The organism is Gordonia sp. 852002-10350_SCH5691597 (assembly GCF_001665715.1).
In the GTDB taxonomy this organism is placed as follows: Bacteria; Actinomycetota; Actinomycetes; order Mycobacteriales; family Mycobacteriaceae; genus Gordonia; species Gordonia sputi.
Map to the genome: position 1 here is coordinate 1 of NZ_LZMO01000072.1, position 23,556 is coordinate 23,556.

A 23,556-nucleotide genomic window follows, 5' to 3' on the forward strand; every position below is an offset into this window, starting at 1 on the left:
TCATCGCGCGCATCTGGTCGCAGACCGCCGCCGCGCGCGGGTTGGGCAGCTGAGCGGGTCTGGTTGTTGCGCGGGCGGTCGGGCCGGCAGGAAGTAGGGGAAGGGTTCTTTCCGCGGGTTCTGTGCGTTTTCTCGAGTTACTTCGCGGGGAAGGGTGTGAGACTAGGGGAAAGTGTGTTTCCCCTAGTTCCTGCGACGCGGGCGGATGGCGTCGTCGGGCGGGCGCGGCGCGGGCCGGCAGAAGGTCGGGGGAAGGCTGCGCGCGGTCTGGCAGAAACTAGGGGAAGGATTCTTTCCGCGGGTTCTGTGCGCTTTCTCGAGTTACTTCGCGGGGAAGGGTGTGAGACACGGGAAAGTGTGTTTCCCCTAGTTCCTGCGGCGGCGGACCACTCTTCCCCCACTTCCTGCGGCGGCGGACGACCCTTCCCCCACTTCCTGCGGCGGCGGGTTCGCGCCCGCCCCGACGCCCGCGCACGACGCCCACCCCGACGCCCGCGCCGACGGGCACTACGCTGTAGGCGACATTCCGCTGACGAAAGAGCACACAATGGAGCCAGGCGTCACTGCTGAGGCACAGCAGGTCATCTCCGATATCTCCGCGCGCTACGGCCTCTCGCAGGACGCGGTCGTGGCCATGCTCTACGCGGTCAACTCGGGTGGGGGCACGATGGCCCAGTTCAACATTCCCGAGCTCGGCGGCTCCGGGCAGTGGATGCGCGGCGGCATGACGATGGTCGGCGACATGTTCAACAACGGCCTCAAGGCCCGCGTCGACGGTCTCTGCAACGAGCTCGCCCAACTGCTCAACACCACCCAGGTGTTCCCGCCGGCCGCGACGACCAGCACACCGTTCGGATACTCAGCCCCCAACACCTGGTGGCCCGCCGACCTGGGAGTACCCAGCTCGTCCGGAGGTCAGAACGACTCGCGGTATGCGGTGTTCCCCGCGACCCGACGCCTCGCGACCCAGGTGAACGGCGTGGTTCGCGTCTTCGACACCGGCGAGCACCAGATCGGCGGCGTGCAACAGCAGCAGAGCGGACCGCCCGGGACGGTCAGCTTCACGAGCCAGTTCGGCACCTTCGACACCACGAGTTTGCGAGAACTCGGCGTCAACGACGTCGCCGCGACACCGACCGCGGCCCCGGAACCACGCCACGCGGCACCAGAACAGTTCGACGCCGCGCCGCAGCAGTTCGACGCCCCGCCGCAGTTCGACAGCCCACCGCAGCAGTACGCCCCGGTGCCAGACAGTGCCCCGCTCGCGACGTCGTCCGGGCCCGCAGGATCGGACGCGATCATCGCGGCGATCGAGCAGCTCGCCGGTCTGCACCAGCGCGGAATCCTCTCCGACGACGAGTTCTCCGCGAAGAAGGCGGAACTGCTCGGCAGGCTCTGAGGCCGAACCTCTGAGCTCGAACCTCTGGGCTCGAACCTCTTACGACGACGCCCCCGCAGCGCGCAGCGCGCCGGCAAGAAGATGGAACGCGATCGTCGTCGACCGTTCGCGCACGGCCGCCCGGTTGCCCGGGAGGTGCAGTGTGCGGGTCAGTGTCGGCCTGCCCGCGACGCCGATACCGAAACAGACTGTGCCGACGGGCTTTCCGGGTGTCTCGCCGCCGGGTCCCGCGATGCCGGTGGTGGAGATCGCGGTGTCGACGCCCAGGTGAGCCATGACGCCCTCGGCCATCGCGGCTGCAACCGGTTCGCTCACGGCACCGAACTCGTCGAGCATCGACGCCGGTACGCCGAGGCTGTTCATCTTCACGTCGTTCGAGTACGAGACGACGCCGCCCTGTACGTACGCCGACGATCCCGCTCGATCGGTGAGTCGGGCGGCAACCATTCCGCCGGTGCACGATTCCGCGGTGGCGATCAGTCGTCCGGCCAGCAGCGCGGCGACCTGGTCGTCGATGGTCGAGCCGTCGATCGAGAAGGTCTGGGTGGGGTACAGCTCGGTCAGAAAGTCGGCGAGCGCGGTGTAGTCCTCGGCGGCAGAGGTCGGGTAGCGCGTGACGATCTCGAGTTCGCCGCGTCGTAGGCAGGTGGTGATCTCGAGTTGATCGAAACCCGGGACGCGGCCGGGTGCAGCGCGCAGTCCCTCGGCCAGCTCGGCTTCGGGCAGCCCGAACATGCGGATCGTGTCCTGGCGCATGTCGGGATGACCGGCGACGGCGTCGACGATCGGTGGTGCCGTGATGGCGTTGGGCCACATCGCCTGCAACTCGGCAGGCGGCCCGGGAAGGACGAGGACAGCGGGTAGCCGACCGCGGGCGCGCGGGTCCTCACCTGCGGGCACGGCAACACCCGGGGCGGTGCCTGTCGGTGGAATTGGTTGTGCGCCTTGCGGAATCATCGCCTGTTTGTCGATGCCCACCAGGGTTGCGGCGCTGGCGGATTCACTGCCTCCGCGGCCCTGCCAGCATCGGATGATGTCGGCGATGTGATCGCGGAGCGGTTCGTCGAGCTGGAGTGGTCGACCGGTGAACTCGGCGACGGTGGCCACGGTGAGGTCGTCGGCGGTGGGTCCGAGTCCGCCGGTTGTCACGATCACGGACACGCCCTCGTCGGCAAGGAACCGTAGCTGGGCGGTGAGGTCTTCCGGCCGATCGCCGCAGGTGGTGATGTGGGCGACGTCGACGCCCATCGCGAATAGTTGTTCGGCGACCCACGGGCCGTTCTTGTCGGTGATTCGTCCGGTCAGGACTTCGGTCCCCGTCACCACGATGCCCGCTCGTACCGTCACGGGCGAAAGCTTAACCGTCACAACCAAGGCCTATCGGCGTCGAGGCGACGGCCGAGGCATCCGTGCAGTTCAGGACAGTCGAGACGCGGCGACCTCGTCGAGCACCGCCTCGCTCGCGACGTGCGGTGGGGTGCTTCGTGGCCAGTGCATGATGACGTCGGTGAAACCCAACTCGGCCGCGCGGCCGGTCAGTTCGTCGAACATCCCGATGCTCTCCAGCGACTGCGCGGGGCCGGAATCGATGCTGAGATACCGGGCAAAGGTGGCGCCGTCGGGTCGATTGGCGAGCTCGGCGTCGACGATCTCGCAGTTGCGGGCGATGCCCGCGAACCACTCGCCGGTTGTGGTGGCAGTGGTGTTGCCGGTGGTGATCCAACCGTCGCCGAAGTTCGCGGCGAACCGTACCGACCGTGGGCCGTTGCCCGACATGAGCAGCGGCACCCGGTCACGCACCGACCCACCGACGAGCCGCATGTCGCGCGCGGTGTAGTACTCGCCGGCGGCGTCGAGGTGGTCTTCGCGCAATGTGCGGTCGAGTAGTCGGGAGAATTCCTGCAGCCGGTCCACCTTCTGGCGTGCGGTCAGCTCCGACTGCCCGAGTAGCCGGTCGTCGGGGGTCCCGCCCGCGCCGAGACCGAGCAGGAATCGGCCGTCGGAGATGTCGACGAGCGTCTGCACCTCGCGCGAGAAGGCGACGGGATGTCGGAAATTGGGGGACACGACGAATGCCCCGAGACCGATGGTGCTGGTGACCATCGACGCCGCGGTCAGTACGGGCACGCACGAGAACCAGCGGGAATCGGGCAGACCGCCCCAGACGAGGTGGTCGTAGGTCCAGGCGTGGTCGAAGCCCATCTGCTCCGCCCGCTGCCACAGCGGGCGGGAGGTCCGCCAGTCCAGATCAGGGAGAATGCAGATTCCAAAGCGCACGCAATCAGCCTAGTGCCCGACCCCGACAGCGATTCCCATCCAAACAGGGTCCATCCAGACGGGCGTTCCCATCCAGACAGGGCGCGGCGTCGAAACACTTCTGAGCTCGCCCCGAGGTGAGTTCAGACGCTGTTGAGCACGCCCGCACGCCCCCGGGGAGCGCGAATCGCTTCTCCAACGGACAATCGAAAGGTGTGGCGATCGATGGACTGCGAGGATTCATGAACTGCGAGGATCGATGCATTGCGAGCATCGATGAATGACGACCTGGTGGTACTCGTGGACGACGACGGCCACCCGCGTGGCACCGCGAATCGACTCACCGTGCACGGCACCGACACCCCGTTGCACTTCGCGTTCTCGTGCCACCTCGTCGACGCCGCCGGACGCATTCTGGTGACACGCCGCGCACTGGAGAAAAAGACGTGGCCAGGCGTGTGGACCAATTCGTTCTGTGGGCATCCGCGCCCCGGTGAGAGCGTTGAGGACGCGATAGCACGCTACTCCCAGCGCGAGCTCGGAATGGACATCGCCGATCTGCGGCCGATCATCCCCGACTTCCGGTACCGGGCGGTCGACGCCAGTGGTGTCGTCGAGAACGAGGTATGCCCGGTCTATGCGGCGCGCCCGGTGGGCGACGTGGCGCCCAACCCCGACGAGGTCATGCAGTACGCCTGGGCGTCGATCGACGACATCTGGGAGATCGCACGACGTACGCCGTGGATGCTCAGCCCCTGGTTCGTCGACCAGATCGCCGAGCTGGGCCCGGCGGTCGGTGCATATGAGCGCGCGTCGGACCTTCGGGACGCCCGATGAGCAGACGCACGCGTGTCGATCTGGTGCGTCCGCACGCCCGCTACGACGAGGTCGCCGACGCCAGCGCGGCGTTGGTCATCAGCTCGTACTCATCGTCGTTCGGTCTTGCGTCGAGGCTACTGGCCGAGCCCGCGCGATCGCACGTCCGCAACATCTATGCGCTTGTCCGTGTGGCCGACGAGATCGTCGACGCTCCGCGACCGGGACAGGGCGTCGACGAACGGCAACTGGCGCTCGACGAACTGGAGACCGAGACCAACGCGGCGATGGACCGGGGATCGAGCACCAATCTCGTCGTTCATGCGTTTGCCAGATCGGCGCGACACGTCGGTATCGATACCTCCCTCACCGCACCGTTCTTCGCATCCATGCGGACGGACCTGACCCGCACCGTGCACGACGAGGCCAGCCTCACCGAGTACATCTACGGTTCGGCAGAGGTCGTCGGATTGATGTGCCTGCGCGCATTCGTCGCCGACGAAGCCGCACCGGATCAGCGCTACGACGAGTTGTGCACCGGCGCAAAGCATCTCGGTGCGGCGTTCCAGAAGGTGAACTTCCTGCGCGACTTCGGCACGGACAGTGGCGATTTGGGGCGCCGGTATCTGATCGGTCTCGACCCGGCCGACCCCACGGACGTCGCGTGGAGGCGTTGGCTCGACGAGATCGACACCGACCTCAGCATCGCCGCAGACACCATTCCCCGACTTCCCCGCGGTAGTCGCGTTGCGGTGTGCGTGGCCCACGACCTGTTCGCGGAACTCAATTCCCGACTGCGCGCGACTCCGGCGAGTATGGCTGCGCGGCAACGTGTTCGGGTTCCTGCCGCCACCAAGACACGTATCGCGGCGTCCGCTTTGCTGCGTCGAGGGCACCCCCGCACGACAATCTCGGTGGTGGGCGCGTGAAGACATCACGCGTCAGACCACAGGGTAAGCGCGTGGCCATCGTCGGCGGCGGCGTCGCAGGACTTGCGACGGCAGCGCTGCTCGCCGACGACGGATACGAGGTCGATCTCTACGAACAGCGCGCCGATCTCGGTGGGCGCGCGGGGTCGTGGGAATCAGACGGTTTCCGGTTCGACACCGGACCGTCGTGGTGGCTGATGCCGGAGGTCTTCGACCACTTCTACGAGTTGCTCGGCACGTCGACCGCTGAGCAACTCGATCTGATCAGACTCGACCCCGGCTATCGGGTGTTTTTCGAGGGGCACACCGATCCGGTCGACGTCCACAGTGATGAACGACGCTCCGTCGAACTGTTCGAGAAGCTCGAAGCCGGTGCAGGACAGAGACTGTCGGAGTATCTCGCGTCGGCGCGGCATGCCTACGATATCGCGGTCCGCCGCTTCCTCTACACCAACTTCGACACACCCCGGGCGTTCGTCGATCCGGAGGTGCTGCGTCATGCGAAGACGCTCGTGCAGTTGCTGGGCACCAGCCTGGACACGTTCATCGCGAAACGCTTCACCGACCGCAGACTGCGGCAGATCCTCGGGTATCCCGCGGTGTTCCTCGCGTCGTCTCCCGAGCGCGCGCCCGCCATGTATCACCTGATGAGTTGGCTCGACCTCGACGAAGGGGTGCGTTACCCCGACGGGGGATTCACCCGACTCGTCGAGTCGCTCACCGCGCTGGCGGAGCAGAAGGGTGCACGCCTGCACACGGGCACCACGGTGTCGGAGATCCTCACGCGCCCAACCGAACACGCGGGAAGGCTGCGCTCGGTATCCCGACGACGGGCCGACGTGACCGGTCTGCGCATAAGTGACGCCGACGGCACCGACCGGATCGTCGACGCCGACGTGGTCATCGGCGCGGCCGATCTCCACCACATGGAGACCAGGCTGCTTCCCCGCGCGCTGCAGACCTTTCCGCAGCGGTGGTGGAACCGCCGCACGTCGGGTCCCGGTGCGGTGCTCGTCTTCCTCGGTGTGCGTGGCGAACTGCCGCAGCTACAACATCATTCGCTGTTCTTCACTGCCGACTGGACGGCCAACTTCAACGACATCTTCGAAACACCCACGGCCGTACCCGATCCCGCGTCGCTGTACGTGTGTCGACCATCGGCGACCGATGATTCCGTTGCCCCGGAGGGTTACGAGAATCTGTTCATGTTGATCCCTGTACCCGCCGATCCCGACCTGGGACGCGGCGGTGTCGACGGTGCGGGCGACCCGATCATCGAGCAGATCGCCGACCGCGCCATCGAACTCGTTGCCTCGTGGACCGGGGTGGACGATCTCGCCGAGCGGATCGTCGTCCGACGCACGACCGGGCCTGGCGACTTCGAAGCCGATCTGAACTCGTGGTCGGGTGGCGCGCTGGGGCCGGCACACACGTTGTGGCAGAGCGCATTTCTGCGCGCCAACAACCGGTCGGCGAAAGTGGGCGGGCTCTACTACGCGGGCGGTACGACGCGTCCCGGCATCGGGCTACCGATGTGTCTGATCAGCGCAGAACTGATCCGCAAGCGTCTGCGCGGCGATGATTCGCCCGGGCCATCGCAGAACTGAACCCGCGGGTGTGAGAACGATTCTCACGCCGGTCCGATCAGTCCCGCGACGATGTTCGCCGAGAGCATCACCAGCGGAAGGCCCCCGCCCGGGTGGGCCGACCCTCCGACCAAATACAGGCCCGGTACACCAGATGCGTTGGCGGGCCGCAGGAACGCTGCGCGCGCACCGTTCGACGACGATCCGTAGATCGATCCGCCGGGCGTGAGCGTTCGGCGTTCGAGGTCGGCGGGACTGACGACGATGCGGTGGCGCACCCGGTCTCGGACGTCGACCCCGCGCTGTGCCATGAGGTCGAGGATGTCCTCGGCGTAGGAGTCGGCCAATTCGTAGCTGTCCCAGTCGGTTCCGCCCGCCGGATCGTGTCGGGGTGCGTTGACCAAGACGAACCACGACGCCGTGCCGGGTCCGGGATTGATCGTCGGATCGTCGGGAGCGGCGATGTAGATCGTCGGGTTCGCGACCGGACGAGAGCGGCCGCCGCGGCCGAACACCGAGTCGAACTCGTCGTCATAGTCGTCGGTGAACAGAACGTGATGATGGGGCTGATCGGGCGGCGCATCGTCGAGTGCGAGTAGCAGCACGAAACCGGAGAACGACGGCGTGGTCTTGCGCAGGCGCCGTGCGGAACGTCGTGCCTGGCGGGTCGCGATGAGCGTCGGATACACCTGTGCGGCATCGGCATTGGCGACGACGAGGTCGGCGGCGGTTCGAGCACCGTCGGCAGTGCGTACGCCGTCGACGCGCCCATGCGTATCGGTGGTGAGCGCCGACACCTCCACCCCCAGTTCGATGCTCCCGCCGAGAGCCGACAACCTGTCGGCCAGGGCGGTCGCGATCGAGCCGAGCCCGCCACGGATGTACCACGATCCCCAACGCTGTTCGGCGTACGGGACACTCGCGAGCGCGGCGGGTGCGCGCCGGGGATCCGACCCGGTGTAGGTGGCGTAGCGGTCGAGGAGCATCCGCAGTCGGGGATCGCGCAGATACTGGTTGCCCAACCCGCGCAACGTGCGCCACGGCGCGACGGTGGCGAGATCGCGCACATCGAGTGCGCCGGAGGCCATGTCGCGCACCGTGATCGGTGATTCCAGGAACTGGCGGTGAGTCGCGTCCCAGATGCGTTCTGCGCGCTGCAGAAACGATGTCCACTGGTGCCCGGTGCCGGCGCCGAGCGCGGCGTCGAGAGCGGCGGGAATCTCCGACATCTCGCCTGGCATGTCGAAGGTCGTGCCGTCGGGGAAGCGATAGCGCGCGGCCGTCTCGAGTCGTTGCAGGGTCAGCGATTCCGACAGTGGTGCTCCGGTATCGGTGAATAGTTCATCCAGAATGTGCGGCAGGGTCACCAACGACGGCCCGGTGTCGAAGACGAAGCCGTCGAGCGAGATCACGCCGAGCTTGCCGCCGATCTCTTGCGACTGTTCGAGGACGGTGACCTCATGTCCGAGCGCGGAAAGTCGGACGGCGGCGGCGAGTCCTCCGACACCTGCCCCGACGACGATGATCGAACTCATGCCTGCACCGGACGACCCTTCCACCGCAGTGCCCCGCGTCGACGTCCGACGATCGAGTCCGCGGTCAGAGTCGCAAGCGCCAGCACCGAGACCGGATGAAGCAGGGCGTCGGGCCACGCGTGGCCGCCGGTGCGTCGAGCCGTCACAACCCTCGACGCGACACCCGCGAGGTAGCCGACGACTCCGAGCCGCGATCCACCGAGTGCCGCCACAGCCGGCACGACGTAGGAGACGATCAAGAACGTCATCACCGCGACTGCACCGGCGGGAGAACCGAAGGCCGCCCACAACGACTTTCGATAGCCGGCACGGACCTGCGACCAACCGTCGTACATCCGGCAACTCACCACGGTGCTGCCCTCACCGACCACGCCGCACCCGCCCGAAGCCTTAACTGCGCGAAGCAGCCCGATGTCTTCGAGAACGTCAGCGCGGACGGCCCGATGACCGCCCGCACGTTCGTACGCGTCCTTGTCGACGGCGAGGAACTGGCCGTTTGCTGCCGACAAGCTCGGTCGCGGCGATCGTTCTGCGAGCCTCAGCGGCAGAGTGCTCATCCACGACCATTGCAGCAGCGGTTGCACCAATCGCTCTGCGGCACCGCTGGTTTCCTGTAGGGGATAGGGGCAGAACAGATCGAGGTGGGCGGCGCGCATGGTTGCCACGGTCGCGACGAGTGCGTCGGTGGCCAGGCGCACGTCCGCGTCGACGAAGACGAGGACTGCCCGGTCAGGAGCCGTATCGTCAGCCGCGAACGCAGCCAATTGGGCGCAGGCCCAAGGCTTTCCGAGCCATCCCTCGGGGCGTGGTTGGCCCCGTAGCACGACGAGGCCGTCGTCGTCTGCGCTCAACTGGGCGAGCAGATCCGGTGTCGCGTCGGTCGATTCGTCGTCGAGTACTACGACGCGCGACGGACCGGGCCAGCGCGCGGCGGCACTCTGCAGGGAACGAACGCAGTCCGTTATGTCGGCGGCTTCGTCGCGGACGGGCAGCAACACCCACAGCGGCTCGGGCTCGCACGGCAGAGTGGCGTCGGGAACGCGGATACGGCGCGCGTTGTCGACCGTCAGGGCCAGGCCACCAAGTGCATTGACCGCACCTATGCGAATCAGGTTGCACCACAGCCGATGCGCGAGTCGGTGGTCACGCAGCGTGGACACGGTGACCTCCCGACCGTCGGGCAGTGCGGATCTCCCGTACCACGGAGACCGCAAGCGGCACCGCGACTACGCCCATCACCAGAGCCCCGGTCAACGCCACCGGCGCCCGACCGAAGAACACCGCGTGGGCGAGCACCGACGAGAAATAGGTCCACAGGTATGCGGCCACCGGCACCGCGTCGGTGTGCAGCGTGGGCACGCTGTCGGAGCGCCCGATGGCGGCCTCGAGCACCGTCATCATCAACGCCGACACGAGAAGCCACCCGCCGAAGTTGGTTAGCGGGATGCCTTCCACACCAGGCAGATTCGGCGTGGTGTGCAACCAATACCAGTGTCCGGCGTCGACCATTTGTGGGTCGAGAAAGACGTCCCATGCGGTGAGTGCCCACGCGCCCACGGCAACGGTCGCGACGGGTCCGTGTCTGCCGACAAGTCGTCGCGCGACGTTCCACGCGGGCCAGGCCATCATGATCCAGGCCAGCGGAACCAGAATCGGCACGCCCGCTATCTCCAGGCCGAGCGTCCCGGTGTAGTCGTACTCGCCGAATGGAAAGCCCGTGTGAACGCCGATCGCCTCCGCGAGCAATCCGCCACCGCCCGCGACAACGAGCAGTACCGCCGCGGCGCCCACGCCCCGACTGGTCGCGGCGTCGACGAGCATGGCCGAGGCGAACAGGAGCACCGCAGCGGTGGTCAGGGCGGGGGTGCCGCCGGAGGTCAGCGGAAAGCAGATCTGCACAAGGATGGTCGCGCCCAGGAGCAGCCACGCCAGTCGCGCTGTCACGGTTGCACTCCTGCGTAGCTGCCCTCGATGTCGAGCACGGCCAGGCGCGTGAACAGGTCTTCCGCGTACCAGCGCTGCGGTCGGGTCTCGCGGATCGCATTCGCGTGGGCGGGAGATCGATAGGCGAAGTCGGTGAGGGCAGCGGCGTTCTCCCACAGCGAGAAGGTGCCCTGCAGTCCGATGGGTGACTCTCCGATTCCGACGGCGAGGCGCAGTCCATCGCAACCGGTGAGGTCGGCGACGACCGGCGGAACCGCGCGCCAGAACGAGAGGGCGCGGGTCGGTCGAAGTCGTGCGCGGGTGATGGCGGCGACCGCACCGTCCCACTCGCGCTTACGCGACGGATCGTCGACCTGGAACGGTTCTCGACGCGACCAGCGTCCCTTGGTCGCGAGGGGTGTCATGCGGACCCTCAACTCAGTCGTGCTCACATCCGACCAGCCACGGATCGCGCTCGACGCCGCCCCCGCATCTGCCGCATGACGGTCATCCCAGACAGTGAGCAGTGCCCAGTGACGTGGATCGGCGTCACGCATGGTGAAAGTCTCCCCGGAACCGGTCCCGAGAAGCTTGGCGAATCGCAGACCGGGTACGCGTCGCAGTTGCAGCCGGCTGATCGCTACCCGGCTCACTGCTCGGCCTACCCGCGGGGTCTCCCAAATTCGCAGCTCGACGGCCTGTCCGCTCACCGCGCACCCTCGCCTGGCTGGAAACTCACACACGTTCTTCGGAGTGGCTCGCGGTCGGGATGGGTGAGACGGGCACCGGTCGCGCACGAAGAAAAGGTAGGCTACCCTCACAAACAGGCGGCGATGCGCGGATGGAAGGTCGAGGAATGGTCGAATCACCCACGAAGAATAAGTCGCGTGGCTGGCAGGGCGCGGTTCTCAAGCTCATGGGAGCCGACGACTACGAACTGACGGTGACCGGTTCGCGGCAGATCACCGATCACTATGTCCGCGTCGATTTCACGGGCGGTGGACTGCTCAAGGACCGGCCGGTGCACCCGACCATGTGGATCCGTATGTGGTTCGTGAACAAGCACGGCAAGATCCACCAGCGCGGTTACACCCTCGTTGATCCCGACCCGGCAACCGATACCTTCTCGATCGAGTTCGCGATCCACGACGGCGCCGCGCCGCGCTGGGCACTCTCGGCACAGCCGGGAGACGTGATCAGTGCGACGTTCATGGGATCGAAATTCGCGCTCCCCGAACCTGCACCGAAGGGGTGGCTCGTCGCGGGCGATCCCGCGGCGCTGCCCGCGATCAACTCATTGCTGGAAGCCCTGACGGCGTCCACACCGACTGTTCCCGCGACCATCTGGTTCGAGGTCTCCCACGACGACGACAGGGAACTGCCGATCGCCGTACGCGAGCACGACGCCCTGAACTACGTCGAGCGTGGGTCTGACGGGAGCGCGATCGTCGAGCAGGTGCGTGCCGCGGCATTCGACGCGTCGGACCATTTCGCATGGGTGGCGCTGGACATGACCGCGACCCGCGCAATCGCAGGCGTGTTCAAGAGCGACTACAAGCTCGACAAGAAGTCGGTCAAAGCCCAGGCTTACTGGCGCACCGGTATCGATCCGTCCTGACCGATCCGGGCGCCGGTAGCGCACCGCTTATCCGTTGCGGAACCAGCCGTTGTTGTAGATGTTCCAGATCGCCTGCTGCCAGTAGCCCCACGCGTGGGTTCCGGTGATCGGGAAGTCGGTGCGCAGGTTCACGCCGAATGCCGGCGCTGCGAGCGCGAAGGTGCGGCTCTGCTCACCGGAGACCGCTTCGATGGCCGTCGAGTTGAATCCGGTGATGTAGAAGTCGGTGTTGTTGGCGCCGGGAGGCTGGTGGTCGCCCCACACGCCGGTTCCCGCGTACATCCACAGGTGCAGGCCGTTCATCGACGGCAGATTCTCCGTCGGCGAATGCCGGAAGGCCTCTGCGTTGGGGAACCAGCCCCACATGTCGTTGAGGTTGTAGTGGCCCGCATCCCAGGCAGCTGCGCGCAGCATGGTCTGCATGCCGGTGGCGACGAGGTTCATGAAACCCGACATCGAGACCACGCGCTGGTACAGATCGCGCCGTTCGTTGCCGATGATCACAGCCTGGCTCGCCGACATCGAGAGGCCGACGAGCGTGCGGTTACGGAAACCGTGGCTGTCGAGGAACCGCGGAAGGCTGCCCTTGAGCACGCTCTCCCAGCGGTACGGATTGCGCTGGCCCGCGCTGGCTGATGCCCGCTGCCAATCGGCGTAGAACGACGACTGGCCACCGATCGGCATGACCACGTTGTAACCACGCTGAGCCAGGTAGGCGACGTTGGTCTCCCGCTCCCAGCCGTTGAAATCGTTGGTGGCGCGCAGGCCGTCGAGGAAGATGATCGTCGGCGCATTCCGCGGGTTGGTGGTTTGCGACGGCCATGCGCGGACCGAGACCGGGTGGTCCATGCCGTAGTTGTAGATCTGCTCGTTGATGAAGCCCTTGATCTGCTTGGCGGGCGGACCCCACGCCTGTGCGCTGCCTGCGCCAGAGATCAAGCCGACCACGAGGGCCAGCGCCACCATCAAGACTGCACCGGGCAAAACCCGACGACGTGTGTGGGACACGAGCAATCACTTCCACTAGAAGAACGTGAATTCGAGAGTCGTCCGATCGTCCGATCGGTGACAGTCGATTCAGGAATCGCGATTGAGCCTACAGCGTGTCGTTATCAATTGGTAATACGAGTTTGGCTGATATCCAGGCCCGACCACCAGGAATACCCCGCCAATCCGACAAATCCGTCGTGATTGTTCCGTGATCATCACTCGTCGTTTCCCCAGCCTGCGTCGGGTCGACGCGTAGCGTTGGAGTCGAGTCCGGGTAGCTGCACCACAAGCAATTTTTCTTACGAAAGCTGGAGGTATGCGCTGTGACAACGATAGCGATAGTCGGAGGCGGACTTGCGGGGGCAAAGGCCGCCGAGGCGCTACGTGAACAAGACTTCGACGGTGACGTCGTGATCTTCGGCGTCGAAAACGAGCTGCCGTACGAACGACCGCCGTTGTCGAAGGAATTCATGCAGGGCAGCAAGGACCTGCCGGAGTTCACGGTCCACGACACCGATTGGTACCTCGACCAGCGCGTCGAGTTTCGACCGGGAACCCGCATCGAGAAGGTCGACGCCGCGGCCAAGACCGTGTCGCTGCCCGACGGCACGACGCTGACCTACGACAAGTTGCTGCTGGCCACGGGGTCGTCGTCGCGGGTCATCGACCTGCCGGGTGCCGACGCCTCGGGTGTCCACTACCTGCGGACCGTCAACGATGCCCGCGCTATCCGCGAGACGCTCACCGAGGGATCGCGCCTGGCGATCGTCGGAGCGGGCTGGATCGGCATGGAGGTCGCGGCTTCCGCGCGTGAGCGCGGCGTCGAGGTGGCGATCGCAGAGGCCTCGAAGCTCCCGCTGCTGCGTGCGCTGGGGCCGGAAGTGGCTCAGATCTTCGCCGATCTGCACCGCGAGCATGGCGTCGATCTCCGGACCGAGGTGAAGGTCGCCGAGATCACCACCGAGAACGGTGTGGCGACGGGCCTGCGCCTGGCCGACGGCGACACCATCGCTGCCGACACGGTGTTGATCGCCGCGGGAGCTGTTCCCAACCTCGACGTCGCGGAGTCGGCGGGACTCGACATCGACGGTGGCGGCGTGCTCGTCAATGCGGGCTTGCGGAGTAGCGACCCCGACATCTACGTCGTCGGCGACATCGCGAATGCCGAGCATCCGATCCTCGAACGTCGGGTGCGCGTCGAACACTGGGCGAATGCCCTGAACCAACCGGCAGTCGCAGTCACCAACATGCTCGGTGGCAGCGCCGAGTACGAGAACCTGCCGTACTTCTTCACCGACCAGTACGACCTCGGCATGGAGTACAGCGGACTGGCCGACGGCTACGAGAAGGTCGTCTTTCGCGGTGACGTGCCGGGACGTGAGTTCGTCGTATTCTGGCTCGACGGCGACAACACGGTCCTCGCAGGCATGCAGGTCAACATCTGGGATCAGCTCGACGCCATCAAGCAACTGATCCTCCGCGGAGACCCCGTCGATCCGGAGGCTCTTGCCGATTCGTCTGTGGCACTTGCAGACTTGTAAGTCGTGCACGCGCCGACGACTCCGCTGACCTTCGACGTCGCGCTCACGTCATGGCGTCTCGACACCGTCACGACGGTGATCGTGGCAGCCGTCCTGGCTGTCTACTGGGCGGGTTGGCGGCGGAGTTCGACGGTGTCGCGCGGGTCCGCGTGCGTGTTCACCGGCCTCGGCATCGGAGTCTGGCTGCTCGCGGGCATCAGCGTGGTCGGCGTCTACTCCGACACCCTGTTCTGGATCCGTGCACTGCAGTTCGTGCTGCTGCTGCTGGTTGCGCCGTTCGGACTGGCGTTGGGCCGACCCATGACGGTGCTGCGCGAAGCGCTCGGCTCGCGCGGCCGTGCACGACTCGACGCCGCGATGAACAGTCGGGCCGCACGCGTGCTGCTCGGGCCGATCCCGACGTCGGCGCTGATGCTCAGCGTGCCCTGGCTGATCTACTTCACGGGGTGGTACGAGCTGGTGCTGCGCGACGAGTCGGTCGACGTCGCGACACGACTACTACTCGTGGCGATCGGCGTCGGATACTTCTATGCACGCCTGCAGGTCGATCCCGTTCCGCGCAGATACCCGCAGGCGTTGTCGCTGGGCATCACGACGGTCGAGAGCATCGCCGACGGTCTGCTCGGGATCGTGCTGTGGCAGGGGTCGCTGGTGGCGGTCGACTACTACACGGCACTGCACAGAACCTGGGGTCCGAGTCTGCGCATGGATCAGACGATCGGTGCGGGCATTCTCTGGATACTCGGCGACGTCGTCGGATTGCCGTTCCTCATGGTGCTGTTCCGACGGTTCCGTAACGACGAACGCGAGACAGAAAAGCAGGTCGACGCCGCGCTGGAGTCGAGTGACGAGGCGGCCGTCCCCGACGCCGATGACGCCGCGAACGGATTGTGGTGGGAGTCGGATCCCAATTTGCGGGATAGATATCGTTAGGCGATGCGCACAACCGTCGACCTCGATTACGCGACCGCGATCACTCTCGGGGCGTCGGGCCTGGTGTTTCTTCTTGCCCTGATTCTCGGAGTCTGGAAATACGAGCAGATGCGCAAATCGCCCGACCACCTGGCGCATCCGTACGTCGACATCGCTCACCGATCGTCGCTGCTCTATGCGTTCGCGACCGCTCTGGTCGCCGTCTTCGTCCATCTCAGCGCGTGGCCGACGTGGCTGAACCTCGCCGCGGCGATGGTGATGGTGGTGTTCTTCGTCGGCGCTATCGGCAGCTACATCCTGCACGGGATGCTGCGCGACACCACCAATCAGTTCGCCCGCGAAGACCCGGTGCTGCGGGTGTCGATGATCGCGCTGATGGCCGGCGAGATCGGCGGCTTTCTCGTGCTGTTCGCCGGTTTCGTCGCGGGGCGGTTCTAGGAGTTCAGGACTCCTGCTGGTTGCCGCCCTGCGCGGCGTCGGCTGCGGCAATTTCTGCGCGCACCTGATCCATGTCGAGGTCGTTCACCGCGGTGATGAGCTGCTCGAGTTGTGCAGGCGGGAGTGCACCCGGCTGATTGAAGACCAGCACACCGTCGCGGAAAGCCATCAGCGTCGGGATCGACTGAATGCCGAAGCCCGCCGCGAGCTGCTGCTCGGCTTCGGTGTCGACCTTGCCGAACACGATGTCGGGGTGAGTCTCCGACGCCTTCTCGAAGGTCGGGGCGAACTGTCGGCACGGACCGCACCATTCCGCCCAGAAATCGACCAGCACGGTGCCGCCAGCCGAAATGGTGTCCTCGAAGTTGCCAAGCGTGATCTCTTGTGTGCTCATGAGTCCACGGTACGCAGAAAGGGAATACGCGTCAGGGCGCGACGTCGAGCCAGTCGGTGAACCCGCTCGGGTCGTGCCTGCCGAGGCAGAAGTGCTCGAACATGCCCCAGCCCTCCCGCGTCGTACCGTCGGCTTCGCGGCACCGCGCACGCGCGACGTGATCGGTGGCGCCGAATGCGATTCGCCCGGCGACCGCGGGGTCGGTCATGTCGTAGGTGACGCGTTCGGTGAATCCCTCGCCGCGCCACATGCCGTGCTGCCAGTCCGGGTCGCCGCCGTAGCCGCCGCCGACGTGCAGCGGTGCGGCAAGCAGCGAGTCGACCTCCAAGGTGACCGGCGAACCGTCTGCGGCGGTTGCCGCGATGGTTGCGCCCGTGACCTCGCGGGTCCCGGAACGGTAGTGGATGTCGAATCGCGGCCAGCCGAGTTGTTCGACGCGGCCGTCCTTCCAGACCCGTGAGCAGTCGTTGAGCGTGCGGATGCCGTCGGGTGACTCCTGGACGATCAGCACGAGCTCGAAGTCGTCGAACGCGATGGGGACGTAGGTCCACCACATGCCGTCGAACGGCGGATCGGCGGGACGTCCGGCGGGTTCGGCTTCTCCGACGGGTCGGATGCCCCAGGAGCGGTCGCGGCTACCGATCCACCTCGACGGTTCGACGGCGATCTCGGTGTCGTCGACGCGGATCCACCCCGACCACGACCCGAGTTGGGCGAAACGCTGCGCGTCCAACGTGATGCGGTTGCCGCTGCGCATCACATGCGGCAGTTCTTGCACGACGTCGAACAGTCCGTTCCACGTCAGGTCGAAGGAGATCCCTTCGGTGGGTTCGAGGGTGAGGCGGATCGTGTGGAGGGGGTCGATCACCTCGATGCGGTAGCCGCCGACGTGCTGGTCGAGGCGATTCTGATCGATCGCGTCGGACAGGTGGACCGCGGTCTGTTCGTCGCCGCGTCGGATCACGACGAACGCATCCTTGACCCCGAGGTTGGGGTAGTAGCCCAGGCCGGTCACGAGGAAGATGTCGCCGGTGCGGTCGTGGGCGTTGAAGTAGCACCGGTCGTAGAAGTTGCGGTCAGAGCTGCCCGGCCATGCAATCGGTTGGGGCAGTTGATGAACCGGATACTCGTCGAGTGGTCCCAGCATCAGATCTCCTCGTCGAGTAGTCGCTGCAGTAGTGGGCGGTGGTAGAACAGCTCGGCGTCGACGTCGGATGGTGGCGCCATCTCGCCGAAGTGGATGCGCCGTGACGCGGTGCGCATGAAGATCACTCCCCACATCACCGCCGAGTACAGGTAGAACCAGTGCAGGTCGCCGAGCTCGATGCCGGTGAGGTCGCGGTAGGTGGCGCGGACGTCGTCTTCGCGAAGTACATCGGGCAGTCCGGGCATGCTGGCGAGGCCGACGAGTTCTTGAAAGACGTTGTGGGCGAATATCAACCACGCGACGTCGAGTTCACGTGGGCCAAGGGTTGCCATTTCCCAATCGAGGACGGCAGCGGGTGTGAAGTCCTGATAGATCACGTTGCCGATGCGCGCGTCGCCCCAGTTGAAGACAGTCTCACCGGAGGCGACGTCTGTGGGGAAATGGGTGTCGAGCCAGACCATTGCGCGGTCGAGGAGCGGGGAGCGTCCGAGATCGTCTGCTGCGAAGTCGTAGAAGCGCTGCAACTCGTCGAGGCGTCGACGTAATGGGGTCGACGACGCCTCGCCGCCCTGGTCCAGGAACCCAAAGGTGCTCTGCGCGTTGGGAATTGAATGCAGTGCCGCGATGACACCGATCGTCGCGTCCTGCAGGGATCTGCGCTTGTCGGCGGGGGCATCGAAGAACCAGTTGTCGCCGAAGGTGTAGGGCATCACGTCGGGAGGTACGAGGCCGTCGACGCGGTCCATAAGGAAGAAGGGTGAGCCGAGTAGGTCGCCGCTTGGTTCGAGCCAACGCGTTGTGGGGATGGGCAGGTCGGTCAGTTGTGCTGCGAGGCGCATCGCCTCGAATTGGTGGTCGAGGTGGTACTCCGCGAACACAGGGATGTCGGCGGGCCGTGGCTGCATCCGCATCACCCACTGTTGTTCTCGCGCAACGCCATTCTCGGTCCAATGGCCGGTGAGCATCACGGTTTCCGACGACATGCCGTTGGCTTCGATACCCGCGTCGACGGTCACGCTCGGGTTGGCGCCCGGCGGTAGCAGCTCGCTGAGCCATTGCGCCAGCAATGTCGGGATCGTTGCGGTATTCCGTTCCGATCGCTGCAGATGGTCGAGTTCCTCGAGAGTGGGCCTGGTGCTCATGGCGAGTCCTTTCGCCGGATTACGCTACGCTGAGTAGCGTTATGACACCAGATACGACGACGGATGGCAAGGTTTTCGGAAAAGGTCGTCCCCGCGACGGCGCGATCGACGTGGCAGTACTTGCTGCGGCACGAGAACTGTTGGTGGAGCAGGGATATGCGCGGCTGACCGTGTCGGCGGTCGCTGCGCGGGCCGGTACCACAAAGACGGCGATCTACCGACGGTGGTCGGGCAAACAGGATCTGGTGCACGACGCGACCTTCTCCGGCATGACGGTCTTGTCGGCGTCGACAGGCCATGTCGCCGATGATCTCGAGGTGATGGTCAACCGTGCGCGCGAGGTGTTCAACTCGCCGGTGACACGTGCTGCGCTGCCCGGATTGGTGACCGACATGGCGGCCGATCCCGAACTCCATCGTCGTGTGATCGAGGGGTTCGCGAGTGTGTTCGCAGCGTTTCGGGATCGGCTGGTGGCCGCGGTCGACACGGGCGAGGTACGTGCAGGCACAGATCCCGACCGCGTCGTCGAGATAATGGGAGGCGCAGCGATGTTGCGTGCGTTGCTGTTACCGACCCTGGAGCTGGACAAAGACTGGGGCGCAGGCATTCTCGCGGTTATCGAACACGGCGCTCTCGCAGACTGACTGCCGGTACCCGGATCTCACTGCTTCGTGAGATCCGGTGCGGGGTCGTCGTCTTCGCTGCGCTTTGCGAGAATCTCGGTCACCTTGTACATACCGAGGACGACGATGACGAAGGCGATCACGCCGACGATCTGCGAGCCGTTGGCCCAGCCGTCGCCGACAACCGCAAGCACACCGTCGTCGCCCGTCGACGCGACGATGGCTGCATAGACCACGTTCCAGAGTGCTTCACCGACGATGAGTCCCGTCGCGACGAGCACTCCGATCCGCTTCTTCTGTGCGACGTCACCGCCCACGCGCTCGCACCACTTGTTGTAGATGTGGCCGAGAATGGCGCCCACTGTGATCATCAACGTCACAGACATCGGTAGGTACATGCCCATGCCGACAGCGAGAGGCGGCAGCGCGACCTTCTTGTTCACCCGGCCACTGAATTCGTCGATGATGATGACGACGGCGCCGATTGCCGCGCCGATCCCCAGCATGCTCCAGTTCAGGTCGTCACCGAACACGCCCTTGGCCAGTTCGGAGATCAGACTTGCCTGCGGGGCGGGCAATGCGTCGGCTCCGGCCCCCGGCGCGCCGGCGAACCCGAAGGCGGTGTTCATGACGCCGAGGATCGGCGGGATGACCAGCGAACCGAAGCACACGCCGATGATCAATGCCACCTGCTGTTTCCACGGTGTCGCCCCGACGAGCTGACCGGTCTTGAGGTCTTGGAGGTTGTCGTTGGAGATCGTCGCGACGCCGAACACGATGGCGGTGGCGAACAGCGTGAAAGCGACGAGGACAGTCGACTGTTGCGGGTCGGCCGCGCCGTAGACGAACTTGATGAGCAGTGCGGCGATGATCACGGCGAGAATGCCGACACCGGAGATCGGAGAGTTCGACGACCCGATGAGACCGGCCATGTAGCCGCACACCGCGGCGATCACCATGCCGATGATGAAGATGAAAAGAACTGTGGCGGCGATGATTCCGCCCGCACTTCCGGACAGTGCGGTTCCGTGGACGAAGTCCCAGAGCAGCAGCCCGATCGGCAGCAGCATCACGACGATGGTGCCGCCCACGATGGGGAACGGGATGTCACGCTCGGTGATGTCGACGGTGACGCCTTCGCGGCGTGCGCGTGCCGACGCCATTGCGTCGACGATGCCCTTCACGATGGGTGCGATCAGCTTGAGCAGGGTCCAGATGGCGGCGATGGCGATGGCGCCTGCGCCCACGAAACGGACGTCGTCTTTGAACACGGTGCTGACGACGTCGGCGACGTCGGAGTTCGCGGCGAACTGCCCCGCGGACTTGATCGGGAGGATGACCCCGTACGAGATGATCACCCCGACGAACATGGCGATGCCCACGCTCAAGCCCACGAGATGTCCGATACCGATCAGCGAGAGTTGCAGTCCCGCACCGATCATGGTGCCCCCGGAGCCGACCCGGAAGGCGGTCGAGACGTCGGTGCTGATCAGTTTGAGATTGCCGAGGAGTGCGAAGATCGCCGACGTGGTGCCGCCGATGGTGATGGCGCGCAGCCCGATTCGATTGCGTCTGCCCCCTTCGTCGGTGTTGCCGACCTTGAGTACTTCCGCAGCGGCAACACCCTCGGGATAGGGCAGGTCGGATCCCGTGACCAGTGCGCGACGCAGCGGGATGGAGTACATGACGCCGAGGATGCCGCCGACCAGACACACGGCGACGGTGATCCAATACGGGAAGCCGGTCCAGTACCCCACCATCACCAGGCCGGGGATCACGAAGATGATCGCCGAGAGCGTTCCCGCGGCTGAGGCAATGGTCTGGACGATGTTGTTCTCGACGATCGAGTGGTTGGCGAAGCTGCGCAATACCGCCATCGAGATGACGGCTGCCGGAATGGCCGTCGCGAAGGTGAGGCCGACCTTGAGGCCGAGGTAGACGTTGGCAGCGGTGAACACCAGGGTGATCACGCCGCCCAGGATCACTCCGCGGATGGTGAGTTCGCGAAGACCTGCCGGGCGGTCGGGAGCTGTCACTGACATTGAGTTCCTCGCTTCCGAGGGCACCCCCGTGCCCGTCGCCTTGATGGATCTCGTCAACTCTAGAGCCGACGACACAAGCGTGTGTGTTGTTGCACCCGCGCGGCGGGCTGTGGCGAGGGGTGTGATCGTGACGAGAACGTGTGTCTGGGCGCAATACGGCGTCGACGCTTTCGGATTTCACTCAGGCATCACCGTGGGGTGGTAGGGCTGATAGCGGGGAGACAGGAACCGTCGGGGGCCGATCGACCGAAAGGCAGTGCGTATGTACTACAGCAGCGGCAACTACGAGGCGTTCGCGCGACCACGGAAACCCAAGGGAGTCGACGACAAGACGGCGTGGTTTGTGGGTGCGGGACTTGCCTCGCTGTCCGGGGCGGCATTCCTCATCCGCGACGGCCAGATGAAGGGTGACAAGATCACGGTGTTCGAGCGTCTGAAGCTGCCCGGTGGCGCGCTCGACGGCATCAAGGAACCCAAGAAGGGCTTCGTGATTCGCGGTGGCCGCGAGATGGAGAACCACTTCGAGTGTTTGTGGGACCTCTTCCATTCCATCCCGTCGATCGAGATCGAGGGAGCCAGCGTCCTCGACGAGTTCTATTGGCTCAACAAGGACGACCCGAACTATTCGTTGTGCCGCGCCACCATCAACCGCGGGCAGGATGCGCACACGGAGAACAAGTTCACCCTGAGTGACAAGGCGCAGAAGGACATCGCTCGTGTCTTCCTCGCGACGCGTGAGGAGATGGAGAACAAGCGCATCGACGAAGTCTTCAGCGACGAGTTCTTCGAGAGCAATTTCTGGCTGTACTGGACGACGATGTTCGCATTCGAACGGTGGCATTCGGCCCTCGAGATGAAGCTCTACATCCATCGGTTCATCCACCACATCGGTGGTCTGCCCGATTTCAGTGCGTTGAAATTCACCAAGTACAACCAGTACGAGTCGCTCGTGCTGCCGCTCTACACCTGGCTGCTCGACCAGGGCGTGACATTCCACTTCGACACCGAGGTCACCGACGTCGATTTCGAGATCAGCGGAGATCGTAAGCAGGCCACGAAGATCCACTGGACCGCTGGGAAGGACAGCACGGTGCCGGACAGCGCGGGCAAGGACGGTGTCACCGAGCTGGGTGAGAACGACCTGCTGCTCATGACCATCGGATCGCTGACCGAGAACTCCGACAACGGCGATCACGAAACGCCTGCGAAGCTCAACACCGGACCAGCGCCTGCCTGGGATCTGTGGCGGCGCATCGCGGTGAAAGACCCGTCTTTCGGCCACCCCGACGTCTTCGGCGGCAACATCGACAGGACCAAGTGGGAGTCGTGCACGGTGACCACGCTCGACTCGCGCATCCCGTCGTACATCCAGAAGATCACCAAGCGTGATCCGTTTTCGGGGCGTGTGGTGACCGGAGGCATCGTCACGGCCAAGGACTCCAACTGGCTGATGAGCTGGACGGTCAACAGGCAACCGCACTTCAAGCAGCAGCCGTCCGACCAGATCGTCGTGTGGGTGTATGCACTGCTCGTCGACACCCCCGGCAACTATGTGAAGAAGAGCATGTCGGAGTGCACGGGTGAGGAGATCACCCAGGAGTGGCTCTATCACCTCGGCGTGCCGGAAGAACAGATCCCCGAGATGGCTGCGACCGGCGCGAAGGCGGTTCCGGTGATGATGCCCTATGTGACGTCGTTCTTCATGCCGCGGCAGGCGGGTGATCGTCCCGACGTGGTACCGGAGGGATCGGTCAACTTCGCATTCATCGGTCAGTTCGCCGAGACGAGTCGTGACTGCATCTTCACCACCGAGTACTCGGTGCGTACGCCGATGGAGGCCGTCTACACCTTGCTCGGCATCGAGCGCGCGGTGCCAGAGGTGTTCAACTCGACCTACGACGTTCGCAGCATGGTGGCGGCGACGAGTCGTCTCCGTGACGGCAAGATCGCAGACCTCCCCGGCCCCAGCAAGATCCGCGAGGCCATTCTCGGCAAGCTCGAGGGCAACGAGATCGGCCAGCTCCTCGCCGAGTATGAGTTGATTCCCGCGGCCGGCTCGAAGCGGACCATCCGCAACGATGCGATCGACCTGAACGGGTCGATCGGTGATCACGCGCCGGCGCAGGCGCCCACGGGTGAGCATCCGGGGAGCAAGGAACTCGACTGAGCAGGTCGTCCGCCTCTGTTCGAGCGGCGGACGCGTCGGCGGTCGTAGTGTCGGGTCATGGCCCGAAACATTGCGAC

Annotated in this window: 21 protein-coding genes; 10 read left to right on the forward strand and 11 right to left on the reverse strand. The window is 65.3% G+C overall.

What is annotated here, in order from left to right:
• The first annotated feature begins 547 nt into the window (after window positions 1–547).
• The gene (locus A5777_RS05155) at window positions 548–1,399 is read left to right on the forward strand and encodes an SHOCT domain-containing protein (RefSeq protein WP_005203371.1); all 852 of its coding nucleotides are present in this window, start codon (window positions 548–550) and stop codon (window positions 1,397–1,399) included.
• Window positions 1,400–1,438: 39 nt separating this feature from the next.
• Here A5777_RS05155 and A5777_RS05160 read toward each other — a convergent pair whose 3' ends face one another.
• Both A5777_RS05160 and A5777_RS05165 read right to left on the reverse strand, forming a co-directional pair.
• The gene (locus A5777_RS05160; protein ID WP_064861862.1) at window positions 1,439–2,746 is read right to left on the reverse strand and encodes a competence/damage-inducible protein A; all 1,308 of its coding nucleotides are present in this window, start codon (window positions 2,744–2,746) and stop codon (window positions 1,439–1,441) included.
• 69 nt (window positions 2,747–2,815) lie between these two features.
• Entirely contained in the window at window positions 2,816–3,676 is an 861-nt protein-coding gene (locus tag A5777_RS05165) for an LLM class flavin-dependent oxidoreductase (RefSeq protein WP_064861863.1), read from the reverse strand.
• Window positions 3,677–3,931: 255 nt separating this feature from the next.
• On the opposite strand from A5777_RS05165, the gene idi reads away from it, so the two are divergent.
• From idi to crtI, 3 genes are read left to right on the forward strand one after another with little or no spacing between them, the layout of a single operon-like run.
• Complete coding sequence (gene idi / locus A5777_RS05170; RefSeq protein ID WP_064861864.1) at window positions 3,932–4,492, forward strand: isopentenyl-diphosphate Delta-isomerase; 561 nt, start codon at window positions 3,932–3,934, stop codon at window positions 4,490–4,492.
• On the forward strand, window positions 4,489–5,400 hold the full coding sequence (locus tag A5777_RS05175; protein ID WP_064861865.1) for a phytoene/squalene synthase family protein: 912 nt from the start codon (window positions 4,489–4,491) through the stop codon (window positions 5,398–5,400). Before idi ends, A5777_RS05175 begins: the two co-directional genes overlap by 4 nt.
• The gene (gene crtI, locus A5777_RS05180; RefSeq protein WP_064861866.1) at window positions 5,397–7,007 is read left to right on the forward strand and encodes a phytoene desaturase family protein; all 1,611 of its coding nucleotides are present in this window, start codon (window positions 5,397–5,399) and stop codon (window positions 7,005–7,007) included. Before A5777_RS05175 ends, crtI begins: the two co-directional genes overlap by 4 nt.
• A 23-nt stretch (window positions 7,008–7,030) precedes the next feature.
• On the opposite strand, the gene A5777_RS05185 is transcribed toward crtI, so the two are convergent.
• Genes A5777_RS05185 through A5777_RS05200 form a run of 4 tightly spaced genes read right to left on the reverse strand, consistent with a single transcriptional unit; the run spans window position 7,031 to window position 11,154 of the window.
• Complete coding sequence (locus tag A5777_RS05185; protein WP_064861876.1) at window positions 7,031–8,521, reverse strand: phytoene desaturase family protein; 1,491 nt, start codon at window positions 8,519–8,521, stop codon at window positions 7,031–7,033.
• Window positions 8,518–9,681 (reverse strand): glycosyltransferase, encoded by a 1,164-nt coding sequence (locus tag A5777_RS05190; protein WP_082933550.1) that lies wholly within the window; start codon window positions 9,679–9,681, stop codon window positions 8,518–8,520. The genes A5777_RS05185 and A5777_RS05190 overlap by 4 nt, the downstream gene beginning before the upstream one ends.
• Entirely contained in the window at window positions 9,665–10,465 is an 801-nt protein-coding gene (locus A5777_RS05195) for a carotenoid biosynthesis protein (RefSeq protein ID WP_064861867.1), read from the reverse strand. Before A5777_RS05195 ends, A5777_RS05190 begins: the two co-directional genes overlap by 17 nt.
• A complete protein-coding gene (locus A5777_RS05200) occupies window positions 10,462–11,154 on the reverse strand; it encodes a hypothetical protein (RefSeq protein ID WP_064861868.1) in 693 nt (230 codons plus the stop codon). The genes A5777_RS05195 and A5777_RS05200 overlap by 4 nt, the downstream gene beginning before the upstream one ends.
• 146 nt (window positions 11,155–11,300) lie before the next feature.
• Between A5777_RS05200 and A5777_RS05205 the strand changes: the two genes are divergently transcribed.
• On the forward strand, window positions 11,301–12,062 hold the full coding sequence (locus A5777_RS05205) for a siderophore-interacting protein (protein ID WP_064861869.1): 762 nt from the start codon (window positions 11,301–11,303) through the stop codon (window positions 12,060–12,062).
• A 27-nt stretch (window positions 12,063–12,089) separates the two neighbouring features.
• Here A5777_RS05205 and A5777_RS05210 read toward each other — a convergent pair whose 3' ends face one another.
• Window positions 12,090–13,070 (reverse strand): alpha/beta hydrolase, encoded by a 981-nt coding sequence (locus A5777_RS05210; RefSeq protein WP_231894954.1) that lies wholly within the window; start codon window positions 13,068–13,070, stop codon window positions 12,090–12,092.
• Between the two features lie 305 nt (window positions 13,071–13,375).
• Here A5777_RS05210 and A5777_RS05215 point away from each other — a divergent pair, with 305 nt between their 5' ends.
• Genes A5777_RS05215 through A5777_RS05225 form a run of 3 tightly spaced genes read left to right on the forward strand, consistent with a single transcriptional unit; the run spans window position 13,376 to window position 15,964 of the window.
• Window positions 13,376–14,593 (forward strand): NAD(P)/FAD-dependent oxidoreductase, encoded by a 1,218-nt coding sequence (locus A5777_RS05215; RefSeq protein WP_064861871.1) that lies wholly within the window; start codon window positions 13,376–13,378, stop codon window positions 14,591–14,593.
• Window positions 14,594–14,596: 3 nt separating this feature from the next.
• The gene (locus A5777_RS05220) at window positions 14,597–15,526 is read left to right on the forward strand and encodes a cytochrome c oxidase assembly protein (RefSeq protein ID WP_064861872.1); all 930 of its coding nucleotides are present in this window, start codon (window positions 14,597–14,599) and stop codon (window positions 15,524–15,526) included.
• 3 nt (window positions 15,527–15,529) lie between these two features.
• Window positions 15,530–15,964, forward strand: coding sequence for a hypothetical protein (locus A5777_RS05225; protein WP_064861873.1), 435 nt, complete (start codon window positions 15,530–15,532; stop codon window positions 15,962–15,964).
• Between the two features lie 4 nt (window positions 15,965–15,968).
• On the opposite strand, the gene trxA is transcribed toward A5777_RS05225, so the two are convergent.
• Genes trxA through A5777_RS05240 form a run of 3 tightly spaced genes read right to left on the reverse strand, consistent with a single transcriptional unit; the run spans window position 15,969 to window position 18,647 of the window.
• The gene (gene trxA, locus A5777_RS05230; protein WP_049699348.1) at window positions 15,969–16,358 is read right to left on the reverse strand and encodes a thioredoxin; all 390 of its coding nucleotides are present in this window, start codon (window positions 16,356–16,358) and stop codon (window positions 15,969–15,971) included.
• Between the two features lie 31 nt (window positions 16,359–16,389).
• Window positions 16,390–17,505: a hypothetical protein gene (locus tag A5777_RS05235; protein ID WP_005203333.1), complete on the reverse strand. Its 1,116-nt coding sequence runs from the start codon at window positions 17,503–17,505 to the stop codon at window positions 16,390–16,392.
• Window positions 17,505–18,647 carry a phosphotransferase family protein gene (locus tag A5777_RS05240; protein WP_005203326.1) on the reverse strand — a complete coding sequence of 381 codons (1,143 nt, stop codon included), beginning with the start codon at window positions 18,645–18,647 and terminating at the stop codon, window positions 17,505–17,507. The genes A5777_RS05235 and A5777_RS05240 overlap by 1 nt, the downstream gene beginning before the upstream one ends.
• Before the next feature lie 41 nt (window positions 18,648–18,688).
• Here A5777_RS05240 and A5777_RS05245 point away from each other — a divergent pair, with 41 nt between their 5' ends.
• Window positions 18,689–19,291 carry a TetR/AcrR family transcriptional regulator gene (locus tag A5777_RS05245; RefSeq protein WP_064861874.1) on the forward strand — a complete coding sequence of 201 codons (603 nt, stop codon included), beginning with the start codon at window positions 18,689–18,691 and terminating at the stop codon, window positions 19,289–19,291.
• A 17-nt stretch (window positions 19,292–19,308) separates the two neighbouring features.
• Here the strand turns inward: A5777_RS05245 and A5777_RS05250 are convergent, their stop codons facing one another.
• Complete coding sequence (locus A5777_RS05250; RefSeq protein WP_039854709.1) at window positions 19,309–21,312, reverse strand: OPT family oligopeptide transporter; 2,004 nt, start codon at window positions 21,310–21,312, stop codon at window positions 19,309–19,311.
• Between the two features lie 262 nt (window positions 21,313–21,574).
• Here A5777_RS05250 and A5777_RS05255 point away from each other — a divergent pair, with 262 nt between their 5' ends.
• The gene (locus tag A5777_RS05255; protein ID WP_064861875.1) at window positions 21,575–23,479 is read left to right on the forward strand and encodes an oleate hydratase; all 1,905 of its coding nucleotides are present in this window, start codon (window positions 21,575–21,577) and stop codon (window positions 23,477–23,479) included.
• The last annotated feature ends 77 nt before the right edge of the window (window positions 23,480–23,556 follow it).

What these genes read in the sequence shown, in the direction of transcription:
- A5777_RS05155 (WP_005203371.1), top strand. Translation starts at nt 548, where the DNA reads ATGGAGCCAGGCGTCACTGCTGAGGCACAGCAGGTCATCTCCGATATC.
- idi (WP_064861864.1), top strand. Translation starts at nt 3,932, where the DNA reads ATGAATGACGACCTGGTGGTACTCGTGGACGACGACGGCCACCCGCGT.
- A5777_RS05175 (WP_064861865.1), top strand. Translation starts at nt 4,489, where the DNA reads ATGAGCAGACGCACGCGTGTCGATCTGGTGCGTCCGCACGCCCGCTAC.
- A5777_RS05185 (WP_064861876.1), bottom strand. Translation starts at nt 8,521, where the DNA reads ATGAGTTCGATCATCGTCGTCGGGGCAGGTGTCGGAGGACTCGCCGCC.
- A5777_RS05205 (WP_064861869.1), top strand. Translation starts at nt 11,301, where the DNA reads ATGGTCGAATCACCCACGAAGAATAAGTCGCGTGGCTGGCAGGGCGCG.
- A5777_RS05225 (WP_064861873.1), top strand. Translation starts at nt 15,530, where the DNA reads ATGCGCACAACCGTCGACCTCGATTACGCGACCGCGATCACTCTCGGG.
- trxA (WP_049699348.1), bottom strand. Translation starts at nt 16,358, where the DNA reads ATGAGCACACAAGAGATCACGCTTGGCAACTTCGAGGACACCATTTCG.
- A5777_RS05235 (WP_005203333.1), bottom strand. Translation starts at nt 17,505, where the DNA reads ATGCTGGGACCACTCGACGAGTATCCGGTTCATCAACTGCCCCAACCG.
- A5777_RS05240 (WP_005203326.1), bottom strand. Translation starts at nt 18,647, where the DNA reads ATGAGCACCAGGCCCACTCTCGAGGAACTCGACCATCTGCAGCGATCG.
- A5777_RS05245 (WP_064861874.1), top strand. Translation starts at nt 18,689, where the DNA reads ATGACACCAGATACGACGACGGATGGCAAGGTTTTCGGAAAAGGTCGT.
- A5777_RS05250 (WP_039854709.1), bottom strand. Translation starts at nt 21,312, where the DNA reads ATGTCAGTGACAGCTCCCGACCGCCCGGCAGGTCTTCGCGAACTCACC.
- A5777_RS05255 (WP_064861875.1), top strand. Translation starts at nt 21,575, where the DNA reads ATGTACTACAGCAGCGGCAACTACGAGGCGTTCGCGCGACCACGGAAA.